Source organism: Rhizorhabdus sp., assembly GCF_018006725.1.
Lineage (GTDB): Bacteria > Pseudomonadota > Alphaproteobacteria > Sphingomonadales > Sphingomonadaceae > Rhizorhabdus.
In genome coordinates this window covers 1-3,185 of the sequence record NZ_JAGMXV010000405.1, presented here as the reverse complement: position 1 = coordinate 3,185, position 3,185 = coordinate 1, and the positions used below count along the sequence as shown (strand labels likewise).

At 61.7% G+C, this 3,185-nt stretch carries 4 protein-coding genes; 3 read left to right on the top strand and 1 reads right to left on the bottom strand.

Annotated elements, in window-relative coordinates; translation table 11 throughout:
* Positions 1-821, bottom strand: an 821-nt coding sequence (locus KAY22_RS26920) for a ParB/Srx family N-terminal domain-containing protein (protein ID WP_296626130.1), incomplete at its 3' end; no start/stop codon positions are given.
* Between the two features lie 513 nt (positions 822-1,334).
* Between KAY22_RS26920 and KAY22_RS26915 the strand changes: the two genes are divergently transcribed.
* From KAY22_RS26915 to KAY22_RS26905, 3 genes are all read left to right on the top strand, one after another.
* On the top strand, positions 1,335-1,580 hold the full coding sequence (locus KAY22_RS26915) for a DUF3489 domain-containing protein (RefSeq protein ID WP_296626129.1): 246 nt from the start codon (positions 1,335-1,337) through the stop codon (positions 1,578-1,580).
* Positions 1,577-1,996, top strand: a complete 420-nt coding sequence (locus KAY22_RS26910; protein WP_296626128.1) for a DUF2924 domain-containing protein — start codon at positions 1,577-1,579, stop codon at positions 1,994-1,996. Before KAY22_RS26915 ends, KAY22_RS26910 begins: the two co-directional genes overlap by 4 nt.
* Positions 1,993-3,185, top strand: a 1,193-nt coding sequence (locus tag KAY22_RS26905) for a recombinase family protein (protein WP_296626127.1), incomplete at its 3' end; no start/stop codon positions are given. The genes KAY22_RS26910 and KAY22_RS26905, both read left to right, overlap by 4 nt.

Here is a 3,185-nt window from a genome sequence, read left to right as displayed (position 1 = left end):
CCCTTGCATAGATGGTCCGCCATCGGACGCATGAAGCCCGCTAGAAAGTCGGTAAACTCGGCCGCGGACATCTCGCCCGAGGCCATCACGAACTCGTCATGCTGGACCTTTCCGAGGCCGCAGACGTGCTTATCAATCTTCACGTTATAGGGACTGTCGGTGAACCCCATTGTGGCGACTTGGCCGTTCATCAAGATCCGCCAGGCCTCGTCTTCCAGTGAGGAGCCACACAGGAGGCGGTGCTTGCCCAGCCGCCACAGATCGCCGAGCTGAGATACGGGGATGACGGGCGGCTCCGGCACCTCGTCGGCGGGATCGATCTCTTCCGCGCCATCGATGACGACGCTTTCCAGCAGCACATCGATTTCGGCCGTGTCGAAGCCCATCGCCTCAAACCCGTCGGCGTCGATCATCAAGATCTCGCCGATCTCGATCGCCAAGGCCTTTTGGTCGAACGAGCTCAGATCGTGGAGCTTGTTCTCGGCGATCCGGAATTCGCGGATCTGAGCATCAGTAAGTCGGTCGACGCATATGGTGGGCACCTCGGCCAGACCCGCGCGACGGGCGGCCTCGACGCGAGCCTCGCCCGCGATGATCTCGCCTTTCGAGTCAATGAGTACCGGCACAAGGAAGCCGTAGCGCTTGATCGACGCGGCCAGCTTCACCAGCTGCCGTTCGGCGTGGCGCCGCGCATTTCGCGTCGAGGCGCGAAGGCCGGTTAGCGGCCGATACACGATTTGAAGCGCGGCGCCGGCGCCAGCTGCTCCAGCATCCTCATCAAGAAACGGCACAGCTACGTCAAAAGGTGGGTTCTTGCTCATCAAACTACTCCTGGCTCGATCGGCTTCAGGAGCAGCAGAGACGGAGGGCAGGCGACGAGCGCCGGCGGACTATCTCTACCGCGCCCCCCTGATGCGATAGGTCTGCCTCAGCTCCGCTCGCGCGGCGGAATAACCGACGCTTAGCGCTGCTGAGGCTGCTCGGGCACCCCCGGGCGTGGCCAGAATTAAGATAAAATAGACGCACTCCAAAGATATTTATTTTTCTACATCAGTAATCCGATGTTCACCCGAGCCCTATAAGATGCATGTTCCGAGCAAGGGGGCAGACTTTTTATGTCAACATCAGCAGACATAGTTAGTCATGACTTCCGAGATTTTTTGTCAACATGAAGATACTGCCGCCTAGTGCAAAGTATCTTGATCCTTTCAGAACAAAGAGCGTTAGTGTTCTGGCAATACGGCCTACCGGCCGCTTGCCCCAGCCCGGCCGCGTCCCGGGCTCGTCACGGTACCGGCCGCATCTCGCGAGCCGGCTTCGTGACGGAGAGATTGATGACAACTAATGCCCCTAAGCGCGCAAAGGCGCGCGCAACCAAAAGCAAGATCGATATTATCATCGGGCTATTGAAAAGGCCCAAGGGAGCCACGCTTGAGCAGCTCGCGGCCGCCACGGGCTGGCAGGCACACTCGGTGCGCGGCGCGATGTCGGGGACGCTCAATAAGAAGCAGGGCTTGGAGATCGGCTCCGAGAAGACCGACGGCGGGAGGGTCTACCGCATCATCACGGTGCCAGCGTGACTTTCGGATCCGATGTCGAAGAGGAGATCGATGCGCTCGCGCGCCTCGATCTGGCCGGCCTTCAGGAAGCATGGCGCGAGCGCTACGGCCCGCCGCCCGCGTTTCGTTCGCGGGACCTTCTTCGACGGCTCCTAGCGTTCGAGATACAGGCTGAGATCTATGGCGGCCTCGATGCCGAGTTGCGCCAGCGGCTTCGGCGGTCGCATTCGACGGCGCGCAAGAAGCCTGGCCTACAGCCGGGCACGACAATCACGCGCGAATGGCGCGGAGAGCGGCACGTCGTGGAAGTGGTCGAAGCCGGGTTCCTGCATGCCGGAACGAGGTATCGTAGTCTTTCGGAGGTCGCGCGCGCGATCACCGGCGCTCGCTGGTCCGGGCCGAGGTTCTTTGGCCTCGCTGAAGGGGCGCCCAAATGAGAGCCAAGCCGGCCATCGTGCGTCTCCGCTGCGCTATTTACACGCGCAAGTCGTCGGAAGAGGGGCTCGACCAGAGCTTCAACAGCCTCGATGCCCAGCGCGAGGCCTGCGAAGCCTATGTTCTGAGCCAGGCCGGCGAAGGGTGGTCGACCATCCCGACGCACTACGACGACGGCGGTTTCTCTGGCGGCAACATGGAGCGCCCGGGCCTCCGACAGCTACTTGCCGACATCGCGTTGAAGAAGATCGACGTAGTCGTCGTCTACAAGGTGGACCGGCTGACCCGCAGCCTGACGGACTTCGCCCGCATCGTGGAAATCTTCGATGGGCACGGCGTCAGCTTTGTAAGCGTGACCCAGGCCTTCAACACGACATCGAGCATGGGGCGGCTCACCCTGAACATGCTTCTGTCCTTCGCGCAGTTCGAGCGAGAGGTCACCGGCGAACGCATCCGAGACAAGATCCTCGCGTCGAAGAAGAAGGGCATGTGGATGGGCGGCACGCCGCCCCTTGGCTATCGCGCCTTCGAGCGGACACTCGTCGTCGATGAGGATGAAGCACGAACCGTTCGGCACATTTTCGAGCGCTATGTTGCCCTAGGTTCGGTAAACGGCCTCAAGGACGAGCTCGCGCGAGAGGCGATACTTGCCCGTCCGAGTAAGCGCGCCGGCTGCGAAGCTGGCGCCGCCTTTGGCCGGGGGCCGCTCTATCACCTGCTATCGAACCGCGTTTACGTCGGCGAGATCGTTCACAGGGATCAACGCTATCCAGGCCTTCATCCGCCGATCGTCGAGCCTGAGCTGTTCGATGCGGCAGCCAAGCTTCTGGAAGCAAACCGACAGGTTCGCGGTGATCGGCCGGTCGTAGCAGCGCGCGCGCCGCTGGTGGGACTGATATTCGATGCTTTTGGTCAGCCGCTCACGCCCGTGACCGCGCGGAATCCTAAGGGCAGGCTTTATCGCTACTACGTGTCGACGCACCTGCAGCGGGGTCGGCGGTACGAGGGACAGCCCGCGCTTCGGATACCGGGGCCTGCGTTGGAAGCGCTTATTCTCGAGAAGCTGCAGCCGCTGTCGAACGTGCCACTGGATTGGGGACTGGCCCGCCAGATGCTCGTGCGGGTTGAGATTGGCGATGGCGATGTGGTCGTCGTCGCGAAACTCCCTGGCAGACCTTCCCTTAAAAATGT